General features: G+C 38.8%; 16 protein-coding genes. 4 read left to right on the top strand and 12 right to left on the bottom strand.

Translation table 11 applies throughout. The features are described 5' to 3' along the window. Positions 1–25: 25 nt before the first annotated feature. Positions 26–352, bottom strand: a complete 327-nt coding sequence (locus LS41612_RS15415; RefSeq protein WP_024364242.1) for a DUF378 domain-containing protein — start codon at positions 350–352, stop codon at positions 26–28. 689 nt (positions 353–1,041) lie between these two features. Here LS41612_RS15415 and LS41612_RS15420 point away from each other — a divergent pair. Beyond that, positions 1,042–2,847, top strand: coding sequence for a sensor domain-containing diguanylate cyclase (locus LS41612_RS15420; protein WP_024364243.1), 1,806 nt, complete (start codon positions 1,042–1,044; stop codon positions 2,845–2,847). 37 nt (positions 2,848–2,884) lie between these two features. On the opposite strand, the gene dinG is transcribed toward LS41612_RS15420, so the two are convergent. The 4 genes from dinG to panB form a co-directional block, all read right to left on the bottom strand. After that, a complete protein-coding gene (dinG, locus tag LS41612_RS15425) occupies positions 2,885–5,656 on the bottom strand; it encodes an ATP-dependent DNA helicase DinG, 3'-5' exoribonuclease type (protein WP_024364244.1) in 2,772 nt (923 codons plus the stop codon). Between the two features lie 225 nt (positions 5,657–5,881). Next, complete coding sequence (gene panD / locus LS41612_RS15430; RefSeq protein WP_024364245.1) at positions 5,882–6,265, bottom strand: aspartate 1-decarboxylase; 384 nt, start codon at positions 6,263–6,265, stop codon at positions 5,882–5,884. Between the two features lies 1 nt (position 6,266). Continuing rightward, entirely contained in the window at positions 6,267–7,121 is an 855-nt protein-coding gene (gene panC / locus LS41612_RS15435) for a pantoate--beta-alanine ligase (RefSeq protein WP_024364246.1), read from the bottom strand. Beyond that, positions 7,122–7,958 (bottom strand): 3-methyl-2-oxobutanoate hydroxymethyltransferase, encoded by an 837-nt coding sequence (gene panB, locus LS41612_RS15440; RefSeq protein WP_024364247.1) that lies wholly within the window; start codon positions 7,956–7,958, stop codon positions 7,122–7,124. Between the two features lie 497 nt (positions 7,959–8,455). Here panB and LS41612_RS15445 point away from each other — a divergent pair, with 497 nt between their 5' ends. From LS41612_RS15445 to LS41612_RS15455, 3 genes are read left to right on the top strand one after another with little or no spacing between them, the layout of a single operon-like run. After that, positions 8,456–8,776: a PadR family transcriptional regulator gene (locus LS41612_RS15445; protein WP_024364248.1), complete on the top strand. Its 321-nt coding sequence runs from the start codon at positions 8,456–8,458 to the stop codon at positions 8,774–8,776. After that, positions 8,769–9,368: a DUF1700 domain-containing protein gene (locus tag LS41612_RS15450; protein WP_024364249.1), complete on the top strand. Its 600-nt coding sequence runs from the start codon at positions 8,769–8,771 to the stop codon at positions 9,366–9,368. Before LS41612_RS15445 ends, LS41612_RS15450 begins: the two co-directional genes overlap by 8 nt. Continuing rightward, the gene (locus LS41612_RS15455; RefSeq protein WP_024364250.1) at positions 9,369–10,202 is read left to right on the top strand and encodes a DUF4097 family beta strand repeat-containing protein; all 834 of its coding nucleotides are present in this window, start codon (positions 9,369–9,371) and stop codon (positions 10,200–10,202) included. A 316-nt stretch (positions 10,203–10,518) separates the two neighbouring features. Here LS41612_RS15455 and LS41612_RS15460 read toward each other — a convergent pair whose 3' ends face one another. The 7 genes from LS41612_RS15460 to LS41612_RS15490 all read right to left on the bottom strand — a co-directional run bounded on the left by LS41612_RS15460 (position 10,519) and on the right by LS41612_RS15490 (position 16,170). Next, positions 10,519–11,502 carry a biotin--[acetyl-CoA-carboxylase] ligase gene (locus LS41612_RS15460; RefSeq protein WP_024364251.1) on the bottom strand — a complete coding sequence of 328 codons (984 nt, stop codon included), beginning with the start codon at positions 11,500–11,502 and terminating at the stop codon, positions 10,519–10,521. A gap of 83 nt (positions 11,503–11,585) precedes the next feature. Next, positions 11,586–12,122, bottom strand: a complete 537-nt coding sequence (locus tag LS41612_RS15465; RefSeq protein WP_029747403.1) for a GNAT family N-acetyltransferase — start codon at positions 12,120–12,122, stop codon at positions 11,586–11,588. Between the two features lie 153 nt (positions 12,123–12,275). Continuing rightward, a complete protein-coding gene (locus tag LS41612_RS15470; RefSeq protein WP_024364253.1) occupies positions 12,276–13,451 on the bottom strand; it encodes a CCA tRNA nucleotidyltransferase in 1,176 nt (391 codons plus the stop codon). Next, positions 13,438–14,583: an N-acetyl-alpha-D-glucosaminyl L-malate synthase BshA gene (gene bshA, locus LS41612_RS15475; RefSeq protein ID WP_024364254.1), complete on the bottom strand. Its 1,146-nt coding sequence runs from the start codon at positions 14,581–14,583 to the stop codon at positions 13,438–13,440. Before bshA ends, LS41612_RS15470 begins: the two co-directional genes overlap by 14 nt. Positions 14,584–14,614: 31 nt before the next feature. Then, positions 14,615–15,019 (bottom strand): methylglyoxal synthase, encoded by a 405-nt coding sequence (gene mgsA, locus LS41612_RS15480; RefSeq protein ID WP_024364255.1) that lies wholly within the window; start codon positions 15,017–15,019, stop codon positions 14,615–14,617. Between the two features lie 18 nt (positions 15,020–15,037). Further along, entirely contained in the window at positions 15,038–15,835 is a 798-nt protein-coding gene (gene dapB, locus LS41612_RS15485) for a 4-hydroxy-tetrahydrodipicolinate reductase (protein WP_024364256.1), read from the bottom strand. After that, positions 15,835–16,170 (bottom strand): nucleotide pyrophosphohydrolase, encoded by a 336-nt coding sequence (locus LS41612_RS15490; RefSeq protein WP_024364257.1) that lies wholly within the window; start codon positions 16,168–16,170, stop codon positions 15,835–15,837. The genes dapB and LS41612_RS15490 overlap by 1 nt, the downstream gene beginning before the upstream one ends. Positions 16,171–16,201: the final 31 nt, after the last annotated feature.

Consider the following 16,201-nt stretch of genomic DNA (forward strand, 5'->3'; position numbering starts at 1 on the left):
CAAAGGGCCATCAGTTTTAAAAAGCTTACATTTTTTTATTTCCTGAATCCTTTTTCTTCGCTTTTGGCACGTCTGTAAAATCGGCTTCTTCCCCAGCTTCCATACCATAACTCGGATTGTTGTGAATACGAGTATGTGCATCGAAGTCTTCTTCCTCATCTAAACGCTTCATAAGGATTGGGATTGATATAAGCCCAGCAATTCCGACAAGTGCATAAATCCATCTCGACAATACGGCTGTTTGACCGCCAAATAAATATGCGACTAAATCAAATCTAAAAAATCCTATTAGTCCCCAGTTAATTGCACCAATAATTACGAGAACTAAGGCAATCCTATATACTACACCCATTTGTAGCACCTCCTTCCTTCTGTTGTTCCAGCGAAGCAATCATTGTATGGTAATGACAAACCTTTACCATTCTTAAACGCAACACTGTTATAACTGTCTTGGCGATAACGCCAAAATTACTTGCCATTTCTTGAATGTGCAATGTAAATTTTTTACAACACTCATGATGACGGTCTTATTTTTTGCAATAACCGTTTTTTTATACAAAGAGCAATTTCAGCTCGTCGAGAAGAAATTGTTTTCATCAAAATTTTTTGCAATACAAAAATGCACTAATAAAATGCGTAAATGCCATTTAGAATGATGTTCATTTCTATTTTATCTAACGAAAGATTTACGTTACTATCCATTAAGTACCTCTTCTTTTTCAGCAATTTTTATAAAAATGATGTATTCTCTGTCTCCACTAATCGTGTTGCATTTTTTAGGATAGATACTTCATCCTAAAATGCTGGAAACGTTGAACACCCTTCGTTCCTCATTCTTTTCTTATGGTCTAAGGTAACATTCGATAATATAAAAATCATGTATTTTATTGGTAAATTCAGAAAATAGCAAATAAAATATGGTATATTACTTAAGGTATATTCTTCTTAAGGAGCTAATACCCTAAGTTGCTAAGTATTACGTATCATTCTAGATACGATTAATTGAATGACTTATTTATGAAACGTAGGTGAAAGAAAAATATGAAAAAGAAAATTGTAATAAAAGTTATCGTTATGATTGCAATGTTCGCGACATTAAGTACGGTAATGCTATTTCCTTTAAAAAGTTATGCCACAGAACTTTCAGAGCCTATTGTATTAGGGCAATACTTTGATATTTTTCGTGATCCTTCAAAATCCATTACAATTGAGGACATCTTATCTGGTGATTATGATCAATCCTTTGAGACAAGTAACCAAAATTATTTGTTTTTTTGGCATACAAACGATACGATTTGGCTAAGGCTCCATACCGCAGAAATTATGGATAATAAACAAGGGCCCTATTGGCTAGAATCTATTGATAAACTAGACAATGTTGAATTGTTTTTAGTAAAAGAAGATGGTTCTTATGACCAACAAAAGAGCGGAGTTGCCCATATAAACGAGCAAAAGATTGACTACCGTTCGAATGTCTTTACTATAACAGACCCATCTACTACAGCAATTTATGTAAAGTTAGATGGCGTTCTTCCAAAAAGTTTTATGTCCTATTTGTATACAACAGAGGGCTTTTTAGAAAAAATCATTTCATATAAATTTTTCTCGGGTATGTTTTATGGCTTTATGTTTGCCTTATTAATATATAATTTATTTTTGTTTTTTTCTTTAAAAGAAAAAGCGTATTTTTATTATGTCTTGTATATGCTTAGTTTTATTTTTTATCAAGCGACGATGAACTCCTTAGATTTGGAAATTGCAGGTCATTTCTTGCCAGAATGGTTTTTTATCCGATCGTTAGTGATCAGTAGTAATTTTTTACTGATATTTATGATTTTATTTTCCAAAGAGTTTCTAGAGTTAAAAACATATTTACCGAAGTATCACTTACTCGCAAATATTTTATTATGGCTTTCAATTTTATCACTTATTGCCGTATTTATTATTCCAGATGTTGCTATTGTCAATAATTTCACAACCATTTTTGCAGTCGTAGTACTTTCCTTTCTTTGGTTATCTGGACTCCTTGTATGGTTAAAAGGACAAAAAATGGCTCGTTTTTATTTGATTGGTTGGTCGGTTTTACTAGGATCTGTTATTGTTCAAGCGTTAGCCTTTTTAAGTATCATTCCATTTCATCCAAGAATATTCGAGGATATACCAGCAATTGGAGCTACTTTTGAAGCAATCTTTTTATCACTAGCACTCGGGGATAAAATTAATCTTATTAAAAAAGAACATCAAAAAATGCAGCAAATGTTAACTGAAACGCTTGAATATAAAGTACAGGAACGAACGCAAGAGTTAGAGAAAGCAAGGCAAGAGCTTGAAAATATCGCCAATACTGATAAATTGACGCAAATACCAAACCGAGTCCGCTTAGATGATGTATTGGATGAAGCATTAAAGCAAGCACAAAATCATGCAACGCCTCTTTCTATTATTTTGCTCGATATTGATTATTTTAAAGCCGTAAATGATGAATTTGGTCATCAAGTTGGGGATATTGTATTGATTAATGCAGCGGAGTTATTTAAAAAATCTATTCGGGAACAGGATACAATCGGTCGATGGGGTGGTGAGGAATTTTTAGTTATTTGTCCTCAAACCACATTACATGAAGCACTTCAACTTGCTGAGCAGCTCCGACATCAGCTAGAGAATTATCAGTTTCCAATCGTAAAGCAAAAAACGAGTAGCTTTGGTGTAACCACTTATGTACATGGGGATACGCTTACAACATTATTAACAAGATGCGATCAAGCATTGTATCAAGCAAAAAATAATGGACGTAACTGTGTCGCGTATTTACATAATGAAGAAACAACAGTTCCCCATTTCATTTAAAAAATCCCTTCTAGCCTCATGCTAAAAGGGATTCTTTTTATTTCTGCCAATTACTTAATTCCTTCAGCAATTCTGGCAATTGGAGTTTCTTGACATCTATAGGCGGTAATGCATGAATAAATTCTTTGCCATAAGATTTTGTGCTAATACGGCGATCTAGCACAATAAATGCGCCCTTATCTTGGGATGATCGAATTAAACGGCCAAATCCTTGCTTAAAGCGCATAATTGCTTCCGGTAAAGATAGCTCCGTAAAGGAGTTGTGCCCTTGTAATGTTAGATGTTTGGCTCGTGCCTTGAACACTGGCTCCTCTGGTGAAGAAAACGGTAGTCGTACAACAATGACAGAAGAAAGTGCATCACCAGGAACGTCTACCCCTTCCCAAAAGCTGTTTGTGCCAAATAGCACTGCTTGGTTGAACTTCTGAAATGATTTAAGAATGCGCATTCGACTACCACCTGTGACACCTTGTGCAAAGAGCATATAGTCATCGAGAAGCTCACTATCTTGTATCAGCTCAACCGTTTTTCTTAACATATCTTGGGCAGTGAATAACACAAAGCAACGTCCTTCTGTCATGCGAACCGTGCGTGTAATCGCATGTGCCACTGCTTCAATATAATCTGCCTGCGTCACCTGTTGAATATCTGGCATATCTGTGACAATAAACGCTTTTGCACCAGAATAATATGATGCTGGTGCTTGTAACTGCATAACTTGGACACTATCTGAAATGCCAAGCTGACGTGTAATAAAGCGTTCATTTCCTGGTACCGTTAAAGTGCCTGAAGTCCAAACGATACTTGCTTGTTTACGAAGTGGCGCCATTACTTTTTCTATAATTGGTGTTACATTAACTGGCTTCTTATAAACATGCAGACTGCCAGGGACACTGCGTAAATCAAATTCAAACCAAACGGAATGTTCGTCCTGATGTAAAAGGAAAATTTCCTCCCATTCCGCAATTCTTAGCTTCATCTCTCGAATCCAATAGTGCCACTCAGATAAAATAAAAACCTCATTTTTGTCTAACTGTTCAATATTATTTTCAAAAGCTTTACCAGCTTCCACCGCGAGATCAAGCCAGTGCTGTAATAGTTTGCTGACTTGTAAGAGCGGCTCTTTTGCTAGTGATACATCCTCTAAGAACAGGGTACATTTGCTACTAGCCTGTTTGCCTCGAACTTGCTGTTGCATTTTTTGTACAGCATGCCCAATGGTGTCATCGAAAACGCGCTGTAATCGGATAAATTGTTTGTCAAGTTGCTGTAAACTTTGCATTGGGATGCGCTGTTTCTTTTTAGCTGCCTGACTGAATTGTTGAAAGAGCGCTGTATCTTCCATTGTTCCAATTTGGCCAAAAATATATTTCCATTGTGTGTAGGAAAAGACGGTTTCATCTTGTTGCATAGCTGCTTGAATAACTTGATGCGCTTCATCGATAATCCACCCATCGATTTGTCTAAAGATTGGTGTTTGACGAACTAAATCACTAATGACCATCGAATGATTTGTCACGATGCAATCCGCTGTCGTACTATTTTTTAATGCTTGCTCATAAAAATCAAAGCCCTTTGTCGGTTTCTCCTCAGGCAATTTGCGAATTTTTTCTAAAAAAAGCTGTCCCCCACCGGAAACATTCAGTTCACTTAATACGCCTGTCTGCGTTTTTGTCAGCCAGACAAGCAACTGTAAGATGGTAAAAGTATCATCATATGATTCATCCGCATATGCCATACACTGTTCAAAGCGAGCAAGGTCGATATAATGTTGCATGCCTTTCAGTACAGCAACGTTTACTTTTGTATCAAGAATTTTTTCGATTTTTAGTAGTTCTTCTTCTACAAGTTGCTCTTGTAGATGTGCTGTATACGTACTAATTGCAATTTTTTTATTGTTCGCCCGCGCATATAAAATACTAGGTAAAAGATAACCGACTGTTTTGCCTATGCCCGTCGAAGCCTCAATCACACATTCTTCTTTGTCATTTAATGCTTGCCAAATCGTATCCATCATCGTAAATTGCGCAGGTCGTTGCTCGAAGTTGGGCATAGCTTTTGTCATCAGTGCTTCTTTTTCATTTATTGTTTTTGGATAAGGTGCTAGCTCGGATTTTAGAACCCGTTTTTGACGACCATCACAAATTGCAATATTGCGATAGTACGTAATATTTTCATCAGTTGTTCTATGATGACGTTTAAGTTGTAATGCTTCAAAGAAAAGCTGGGACAAATTAGATTTTAAACGGAATGAACGTTTATGCATTTGTTCGAGCGTTAGTTGTGGAAGGCTTAGAAGCTCTTTCCAACTACGTTTAAAAAGTTCAGCCGTTGCCAGCGCATCATCATCCGCTCTATGCGCATTTTCAAGTTCAATATTTAAGTCTGCGGCTAAATCACCTAGCTTAAAGCTAAGAGACATGGGAAATAAAATTTTTGCTAGTTCAACTGTATCCATTTTCTTACCATGCCATTTTGGTAAACCCGCTCGTTTAAATTCTGCTTGTAAAAAGGATAAGTCAAAATCCGTATTATGCGCGACAAAAACACAATCGGAAATTAATTCGTATATGTAGTCGGCATGTGCCTCGAACGGCAAGGCATCTTTCACATCCTCGTCCGTTATATGCGTTAAATCTTGAATAAAGGACGGAATCGATTTCCCTGGATGAATAAACTTTGTATAGGTGCGTTCTATTTTCCAATCCTTCATAATGACAATGGCAATTTGAATCATTCGGTCACCATTTGCTGGAGAATGACCTGTCGTCTCCAAATCAACTATTGCATACTTTTGACTTTCCATCATACATCTCAACTCACAGTTCACATTAGATAGATGAATTTTATCATAAATACATCTCGCAGGTCATCCTTGCGCCATTTCAATAAAAAAATGCACGAGAATCATATGAATTATGCGAATTTTGCGAATTGTTCTGGTGACTGGCACCCAAAAAAATCCACTTCGCTTTCTGCGGATACACCGTTAGCGAAGTGGATTTTACTAAAAGAATTGTGTGGGTGACTGGCACTACAATACAGTTGCTTCTGGCTCGTAGGCAATCATTTCTTTAATGGTATTGCCTTCTCCCATAATGGCTACTGTCGGTTTATGGTCCTTGGCCTCTGCATTATCCACATAAACATAAGAAATAATGATTACAATATCTCCACGTTGTACGAGACGCGCTGCTGCACCATTGACACAAATCACGCCTGATCCGCGCTCACCTGCAATAATATACGTTTCAAAGCGCGCACCATTGTTATTATTCACAATATGCACTTTTTCATTTGGTAACATTCCAACGGCATCTAAAATATCCTCATCAATTGTAATCGAGCCTACATAATTTAAATCCGCTTCCGTTACAGTAGCACGGTGGATTTTACTATTCATCATCATTCGTAACATGTTATTTTCCTTCTTTCACATTAAAAATACAATTATCAATTAAACGTGTTTGGCCGATGTAGACGGCGGCTGCCAAAAGAACTTGTTCCGTTTGGGCTGTTACAGGCAGGAGATCCGGATAAGCCAATAATTCTATATAGTCAATTTTGCCATGTGTGCGTGCTGCGATATGAGCTTTTGCCTTTGCAAGGGCTGCTGTTGCATCACCATTTGCTAAAAAGCTATGTTGAGCCAGTTGCAAAGCCTCATAAATCGCCGGTGCTTCTGTGCGGTCCACCTCGTTCAAATATACATTACGAGAAGACTTCGCTAAGCCATCTTCCTCTCGGACAATTGGTACAACACGAATCTCTAAAGGAAAATGGTAATCTCGCACCATCGTAGAGATAAGTGCCACTTGTTGGGCATCCTTTTGTCCAAAGTAAGCACGTGTTGGCTGTGTTAAATGAAACAATATTGAGACCACCTGTAAAACACCATCAAAATGCCCTGGACGGCTTGCTCCGCATAGAAGCGTTGCCTGCTCACCTGCGCGGATACGAATACCACCATCATGCGGATATATCTCTTCCACACTTGGTGCAAAGATTATGTCTACACCGACAGATTGTGCTAAAGCAGTGTCCCTTGCCAAATCACGAGGGTAACTTTCAAAATCCTCATTTGGCCCAAATTGTGTTGGGTTAACAAAAATGCTCATCACAACAAGGTCATTTTCTGCACGAGCTTTTGATGCTAATGTTAAGTGACCTTCATGTAAAAAACCCATTGTTGGCACTAGTCCAATTGTTTTTTGTGCTCGTTTAGCTGCTTGAATTTCTGATGTCAGTGCTTTGATTGTAGTAATGACTTTCATTTACTTTACGCCCCCGTATAACTGATCCAATGCTTCTTCTTTCATCGTAAAGGAGTGGTTTAATGTTGGAAATGTCCCTGTCTTCACAGCATTAACAAAACTTGCAATGCCGCTGCTGGCTTCACTTCCCATATCAGCAAATTGTGCTACAAATTTTGGCACATGGTGCGAACCATAGCTCAGCATGTCATGGAAAACTAATACTTGTCCATCAGCCTCAATACCCGCCCCAATACCAATTGTCGGAATCGTAAGTGCTGCGGATACTAAATCCGTTAGTTGATGTGGAATACATTCTAAAACAACTGCACATGCGCCTGCCGCTTCACATTGTTTGGCATTTTCAATAAGTTGAGCTGCCTGTTCCGCGGTTTTCCCTTGCACCTTATAGCCTCCAAGCACACCTGCTAATTGCGGTTGCAAACCTAAATGTGCAACGACTGGAATACCTGCTGATGTTAATTTACTAATCACTGGCACGACATCTCCTGCACCTTCAACCTTAAGGGCATCTGCACCCGTTTCTTGCATCATGGATACCGCTGTTTTTAACGTGTCATTGACATCCCCGTGATAAGAACCAAATGGCATGTCCACGACAACAAACGTATTTTTTGCCCCACGACGGACAGCTTTTGCATGATGAACCATATCGGCTACTGTCACTGGCATTGTAGAAGAATAACCGAGTACAACCATTCCAAGTGAATCTCCCACTAAAATCATATCAACGCCGGCTTGCTCGGCAAATGTTGCGGAAGGATAATCGTAGGCTGTTAGCATCACGATTTTCTCCCCATTTGCTTTCATCTTTAAAAAATCTGATGTTGTCTTCATTGTGTAGTCCTCCTTTTTTAAGGAAAGAAAACAAAAAAGACCTTTCTATTCCTAAATTTGGACAGAAAGGTCATGAGTTCGTTCAGTACCGTTTTTTCCTCAGATGCATGATGAGGTTTTAACGTTAATTAGGCAGACAAAAACTAGTCGCGACTTATCATTTGCGATTAGGTTTCCCACTCAATCAAGTTAAATTTTGAACGTATCGTTTTCTTCCGTCCCTGTCTATAAAAGATCAAGGCAGATATTTGTTGTAAATTGTAAAACGCTGTTGAAGGTGCCGTTCACAAGGATACTGCCCTTCAGCCATTACTATAACAGATTCACTAGCTAATCTTCAATTAGTTTTTTCTAGTAATTCACTACAAGGAGCATTTATTTGTAAAGATAATGGTAAAAAAAATTGACAAGTATATACTATACGTCATATACTATCCACATACTATACAACATATAATATAAAACCTTGTATAGGTAATAGAATGTGAGGTGGAAAGATGACATTTCAGCTTGGCTCCGCATTACTTGACGCTTGTGTACTTGCCATTGTCGATAAAGAGGATGCATACGGTTACTCGTTAACACAGCAAGTGCAATCTGTGATGGATATATCCGAATCAACGCTGTATCCGGTATTACGTCGTTTACAAAAAGCTAATTATCTAACAACGTATGACCAACCCTATCAAGGACGAAATAGACGGTATTATCAAATTACCGAGCAAGGGCGTAAACGATTGCTCGAGCTTTTACAGGAATGGCAAATGTATAAACAAAAAGTTGACTGTGTACTTTTAGGAGGGAAATTAGATGGATAGAGAAAGCTATTTAAAAAAGCTACGAGGGAAATTACGGCGTCTTCCAGCGCATGAACTAAATGCAGCGCTTGTCTACTATGAAGAGTATTTTGATGAAGCAGGCGTAGAAAATGAGCAACAAGTTATACAACAACTAGGCTCTCCTTCTGTTGTGGCCTCACAAATAATGGCTGATTTTGCCTTAAAGGATTTAGATGCGACACCCGCTTCTACAAAGAAAAATATGACGGCTATTTGGCTTATTATTCTTGCAATCTTGTCGGCACCACTATCTTTACCATTACTTGCCGTAGCGGTAGCACTTATTATATCGGTTGGAGCAGTTATTTTTAGTTTTGTTATTGCAATCGTTGCAATGGTATTAAGTATTTTTTTTGGCGGTATTGTAGCACTTATTTCAGGAGTGCTCGTATTAACCGAACACTGGCCAACCGCATTACTCTTTATAGGCATAGGATTAGTAGTAACAGGTTTAGGCGTCCTGCTTTTCCCAATCGTTACCCGCCTACTAAAGAAAATTGGTATGGTTTGCGTGGAAGTATTAGCAAACTTGTTCCATAAAATGACGAAAAAGCACAAGGGGGGACTATAGATGACTTCACGACATAAGCTCATCGCTTTTAGTATGATTACTTTAGGGATTTTACTTGCCGTCGTTGGTTTTACCTCTGGTGGTAAATGGGTAATTGTAAAAGGGGATAACGGCTTCTCTGTACCAAGTAATAATGGGCTCGAAAAGAATTCCCATACACTCGAAGCATTTTCAGATATCCATGTAATAAACAACTATGGAGATGTTGAAATACTTCAGGGCGATAGCTACACATTAGAAACAAATGTTGTTAAAAACACAGATGTATCTTACAGCATGGATAATGGTACATTAACAGTTGAAACAAAAAGTAAAGGAAAAAATGGCGTCACATTTGGCATTGGAACGTTTAAAACACCTTCTATCATCATTACTGTGCCAAAAGATGCAAAGTTAAATTCGGTTATAGTAGACAGTGATTTTGGCGATACGATGCTTCAAGGACTACACTACCAACAGCTAACTATCAAAGGGGATTATGGGGATATCCTACTCCAAAATATTACTAGTGACAAAACGGAGATTACACAGGCTTTCGGGGATTTGACACTCGAACAATTCATCAGTAATGGCTTTGTTGTTGAAAGCGAGCATGGAGAAATTGATATAGAAGGAACACTTAACGGTCAATCACAAATCACTTCTAACTTTGGGGATACAACGTTAGACTTGCAAAATAAAAAAAGTGAACTAGGCTTTGAGTTAAAAACAAGCTTTGGGGAGATTACAGTGAATGATCGTGAGCACAATAGCAAGGCTTCACAACCTCTTGAAGGAAATAATCAGCTAAATGTGTCTCTGTCACATGGGGATTTAGAATTATCCTTAAACTAAACGTCACATAGCCTCAGCGCTCATCATGAAACGTTATCTTACTTAAAAAACAAGAGAATGGGACAAAACTATAAAAATTTAAGGAACAGAGGAAAGCTGTTCATAAATTTTTGCTATATGGGGACCTTAGCTATTCTTGCTTTTGCAATTAAAAAAATTAGAAGTGTTCACTCAGTTGTTGGTAGCGGAGGTGGTGACTCCAGCTCCGAACAGCACATAATGTAAGACGCGGGCAACAACCGCATAGCAAAAAAGTGTTAGATTGATTGGGTTCAATCTAACACTTTTTCTCTTATGTCCCATCCTCTTTCATTTTTTATAAAATTTTAATATCACCTGAATAAATCGTTCGTATTGTCCCATCGTTTTGCGTTAGCTGAAGCACGCCATCATCTGTAATACCGCTAGCAATTCCTTCAAAGCGTTCTCTTAAAGTTGTCACTTCGATGCGTTGTCCAATCGTGCACGACATCTGCTCCCAAAGCGCTTTAATACTAGAGAAGCCCTCTTTCACGTATAGTGCAGTAAACTGCTCCAAATATTGCAAAATTGTTGCGACAAGTGCAGCACGGTTAATTTCCTCCCCTGCCGCAATACGTAACGATGTCGCAATATCTGCGATGTCTGGTGAGAAATCGTTTTCTAGCTGGTTGGCATTGATGCCGATTCCTACAAGTAATGCTTGTACAAGATCTGCCTCTGCCTGCATCTCTGTTAAAATACCTGTGCATTTCTTACCGTTTATCAGTAAATCATTTGGCCATTTAATAGCAGGCTCTACATGTTTATACAATGTTTTAATCGCCATTGTAACCGCAACCGCTACGACAAGTGTGAACGAAGATGCTTGCTGTGGTGAGACATCTGGTCGTAAAATAATGGTCATCCAAATACCCGTACCATTTGCTGATTCCCATGGTCTTGCCATACGTCCACGCCCTGCTGTTTGTTCTTCACTAATCACAATTGTGCCATCTGGAGCACCTTCCTGTGCAAGTTTATGGGCAATGGTTTGTGTGGAATCGACTACATCAAAATAGTGAATTTCTCGCCCAAAACGCTCTGTATTTAAAAATAATTCTATTTGTGTGGGACTTAAGCTATTCGGTACACCAGTCAACATATAACCTTTTTTCTTAACGGTTTCAAAAGTATAGCCTTCCTCTTGCAACGTCTGCATATGCTTCCAAATAGCTGTACGTGAAACCCCTAGTGAATCTGCCAACTCCTGTCCTGAAACCGCCTCACCGCTAGATGCTAATAATCTTTTTAAAATTTCATCCTTCATGGACATACTCATACTCAAACCAATCCTTTAGTATTTTTCTTCATTGCAAACCTTAACCCATAACCTATCTCATTAGCACGAAATGCGAATAAGATTTACCATTCATGCTTTAAAATACTGAATAAAAGAGAATCTCGCCAGCCGTCTTTTAGTAGCAAATCTTGCCGTATTCTACCTTCGTAAGTCATACCGATTTTTTCTAACACTTTTGCCGAGCCTAGATTTCTTGGGTCACAAGTAGCAAAAATACGGTGTAAATTGAATGCACTAAATCCAAATTCAATCAGAAGCTTTGCTACTTCAGTAGCGTATCCCTTTGCCCAATCATCTGGATGAATAATATAACCAATCTCACCTTGTCTATTGGTAAAATCCCGAATATTCATTTCTCCAGCACCGATGACTCGATTCTTTTCCATAACAGCAAAAACGAAACGACTTCTCGGAACGTTAGCCGCCTCCAAAACTACTTGTGTTACAAAATCTTGTGACTCTTTCTCGGAATTCGGACCCCAAGGTTGATATTGGCAAACAATTGGTTGCGATGCATATGCATGCACAGCGCTCCAATCTTGTTGTTCCATTTCTCTCAGTATCACTCTCTCACCTTTTAAATGGTTCATGTCAATCATCACCCAAACACCCCTTGATTGAAATTTACTTCACGATTTATGTATAAAGTGTGTGCTATGTCCCAAAAAAGATAAAGCAAGTGACCCTTTTAATGACGTATTTTCATGGTCACTTGTTGTCACTTGCTTAATTTACTTTATATCAACAATGATTCATCCTTTATGGACATACGCACGCTCAAACCAATCCTTTATGTGGTTTCGCTCATTTATTAGCTCCCCGTTAACAACAGCCGTTAGAATCCTTTGCAACGCTTCTTTTAACCATGGACCACGTTTTTGTTCAGACCATTGTAGTAAATCCATTCCATTGACTACAAGCTCTTGGCGATTTCTTATTGGTAATCTTGCCTGCACTTCACGTATACTGTGCTGCGAAATGGTAACTTGCTCTTTCAATTGTGCAAAGTAGTGTGCTGTTTCAAGCTCCTCAAGCGAATACGTAAAATAGTCCATGCTCGTCCAGCCATTCTGTAAGGCATGGAACGCACTTAAAACAGCCTTCACAAATGCCATTTCCTTATTCGATAAACGATAAGCACGCAACACTTCCTGCCAATTTTCTTTTTGTCCAAGAGCAAAATACGCCCAACCGCAAGTTGCATTTTCTACAGCAAAACCACGCCAATGGTCTACTTGGAAATCCCCTTGTAAATAAGACACAAGTCCACTTATTTCAAGCTTTTTAATGCCATTATATACATCTTTTCCTAGCCATAGCTTATCAAGTTCAGCCTTCATGCGCTCTTTGGCAACCCATGCAATATCGGGGGCCTTTTGCTGCATTGCCTGAAGGGTAGCCGCTTCAATCGAAAAGCCAAGCTGTGCTGAAAATCGCACAGCTCTTAGCATTCGTAAGGCATCCTCGGCAAAGCGCACCTTCGCCTCCCCTACAGCTCGAATCACGCTAGCCTCAATATCACGTTGTCCACCGTAAAAATCAACAAATGACCCATCTCTACGCATGGCTATAGCATTCATCGTAAAATCACGGCGCTGTAAATCTTCTTTCAAGGAACGTACAAAATGAACTTCCTCAGGTCTTCGATGATCTGTATACTCTCCATCTGTGCGATAAGTTGTTACTTCAACAGGCCCTTCTGGCACAATGACAAGTATAGTACCATGTTGAATACCGATATCAACGGTACGATTAAAAACAGTTTTAACTTCTTGTGGCAATGCATTTGTCGCTACGTCAACATCATGTGCAGGACGATTTAAAATTGCATCTCGCACAGCGCCACCTACGACAACTGCTTCAAAGCCAGCCTCCTCCAATTGCTCAATAACTGTGAAGGCTGCTTGCCATTCTTTAATGTTTTGCATGGTTTATTTCCGCTACCTTTTCATACAGTTGTTCATACTGCTCGACAATTTTAGATGAATGGAATTTTTCATTGACTGCGCGCATTGCTGCTTCACGGAAACGAAGTAATTTATCTTCATCATTTAATAATTCTACAGCATACTCAGCTACTGCATCTGTATCGCCTAATTCTACTAAGTAGCCATCGACACCATGATCAATGACTTCTGGTATTCCACCAACGTTCGAACCGATACATGGCACACCACAAGCCATTGCTTCTAGCAGTACAAGGCCAAAAGATTCCTGTTGAGACAGTAATAGCTTTAAATCACTAATAGCGTATAATTCAGCTAAATTTTCTTGCTTGCCTAAAAATAAAACATCCTTCACATATGGACTTTCCTTTACTTGGTCCATCACACGATGCTTTTCAGGTCCATCTCCTACTAACAATAGTTTCGCTTTCATATTAGCGCGGATTTTCATAAAGGCATCGACAATATGAGGAAGGTTTTTAATTTTACGGAAATTTGACACATGAATGATAACTTTTTCATCAGCTTGAATACCAAACTGTTCTTTTAAGTTACCAGCGTCAAGTGGACGATATTCACGCTCATCTACAAAGTTATAAATTGTTTCAATTGGTTTTACTGTATCAATTAGTTTGTAAGTTTGTTCTTTGAGTGACTGTGATACTGCTGTGACAATATCAGATTTATCAATGCCGTATTTAATAGCTTGTGAAAGCGTTGAATCCTGTCCAAGCACGGAAATATCTGTGCCGTGTAGCGTTGTCACAATACCTATATTTTGCCCACTCATTTCTCGGGCTAGCACCGCACATACAGCATGTGGGATAGCATAATGTACATGGAGTACATCTAGCCCTTCATCTTTAATCACGTCCGCCATTTTACTCGCTAATGCAATATCATACGGCGAATACTGAAATACTGAATAATTGTTTACTTCTACTTCATGGAAAAAGACGGTCGGATAAATTTTATTCAATCGAAATGGTACGCTGGAGGTGATGAAATGTATTTCGTGTCCTCTCTCTGCAAGCATTTTTCCTAATTCTGTTGCAATCACACCAGAGCCTCCAACAGTTGGATAACAGGTAATGCCGATTTTTAGCTTTCTCATTCGATGATCATCCTTTCTAAAATCACGTCTTTTAGTCTCGTCTTTCTTGAATCAGTCTCCAATCCACAAAGCCTTCTTGTAGGCCTTTTAGTAATATTTCTGCAGTTCCCATATTTGTTGCCAGTGGCACTTGGTAAACATCACAAAGACGGATAAGTGCAGAAACATCTGGCTCATGTGGTTGTGCTGTTAATGGATCACGGAAGAAAATCACCATGTCCATATCATTGTTGGCAATCATAGCGCCAATTTGTTGATCTCCTCCAAGAGGACCTGAGCGAAAACGTGTAATTTCTAAGCTCGTAGCTTCCATCACACGTTGCCCTGTTGTACCTGTAGCATAAAGCGTATGCTCATTTAAAATATCGCGGTAAGCAATAGCAAACTGTACTAGATTATCTTTTTTGCGATCATGTGCAATCAATGCAATTTTCATAAGTATTCCATCCGTTCTTTAGATGATGTTTTCTAAACCATAAACGAGCTGATCCATTTTCATAACTTCTTCTACACAAAAAGCAACGCCAGACATAAAGGAATTACGATTTAATGAGTCATGACGGATTGTTAACAGTTGGCCGTCTCCTCCAAATAATACTTGCTGGTGTGCCACTAAACCAGGTAAGCGAACAGAATGAATGCGCATGCCATCAAAATCTGCTCCTCTTGCTCCTTCAATCGTTTCTTTCTCCTCTGGATGACCTTGCATTTTTTGTGCACGCACCTCTTGGATCATTTGTGCTGTTTTAACCCCTGTACCAGATGGTGCATCTAACTTCTGGTCATGGTGCATCTCAATGATTTCTACATCAGGTAAATATTTTGCTGCTTCTTTAGCAAATTTCATCATCAGAATCGCGCCAATCGCAAAGTTTGGTGCAATAATACAACCTAACTCCTTCTCATTCGCAAGTGCTGATAATTCTTCTAGTTGTGCATCTGTAAAACCTGTTGTACCAATCACTGGTCGTACATTTAAATTTAATGCTTCTTTTGTATGATGATATACTGCATGTGGATTCGTTAAATCGACTAAAACATCAGGGGCCGTTGCCTCTACTAGTTCATGCATATCTGTAAATATTGGTGCTGTATAGCTTGCTGGGAACATTTCTAAATCAGCTAATGTATGACCAACCTCTTTATAATCTAGTACAGCTACTAACTCCATTTTGGCATGTTTCATGACTGTATGTACAGCTTCTGCTCCCATTTTTCCTCTTGGCCCTGCAATGGCTACACGAATCGACATTATTCCTCTTCCTTTCTTGTCCAGCGATCCTTATCTCTCGTCTCAAATTTATGTATGACACGCAACAGTGCCTCATCTAATTTTATACCTTGTGCATTTGCAAAGCATACTAAAACAAAGAAAAAGTCACCTAGTTCTTCTTCAATACTATTCGTTTCTTCTGTGCTCTTTTTCTTTTTTTGACCGTAAACGTCCTGCACTTCGCGCGACAGTTCTCCAAGCTCTTCCGTTAAACGTGCGAGTAGTTCAAAAGGTGGGAAATAACCTTCCTTAAATTGCCCAATGTAATCATCCACACGTTTTTGCAAGGCTTGCATCGTAATCTGTTCTGTCATCTAATATCACACTCCTAATTACCATCGTATA

The organism is Lysinibacillus sphaericus, assembly GCF_002982115.1.
Lineage (GTDB): Bacteria > Bacillota > Bacilli > Bacillales_A > Planococcaceae > Lysinibacillus > Lysinibacillus sphaericus.